We start from the raw sequence: 243 nt of genomic DNA, 5'->3' as shown, positions 1-243 counted from the left end.
CCCAGTGTGGCCGATCACCCTCTCAGGTCGGCTACGCATCGTCGCCTTGGTGAGCCGTTACCTCACCAACTAGCTAATGCGCCGCGGGCCCATCTGTAAGTGTCAGCCGAAACCGACTTTCAGCTTTCCCTCATGAGAGGAAAAGGATTATCCGGTATTAGCACCGGTTTCCCGGTGTTATCCCAGTCTTACAGGCAGGTTGCCCACGTGTTACTCACCCGTCCGCCGCTAGACTCCGAAGAG

General features: G+C 57.2%; 1 rRNA gene. It reads right to left on the bottom strand.

The features are described 5' to 3' along the window. A 16S ribosomal RNA gene (locus tag M3610_RS28740) occupies positions 1 to 243 on the bottom strand; the annotation flags it as partial.

The organism is Neobacillus sp. MER 74 (assembly GCF_023714155.1).
This window is presented reverse-complemented; position numbering and strand designations above follow the sequence as displayed.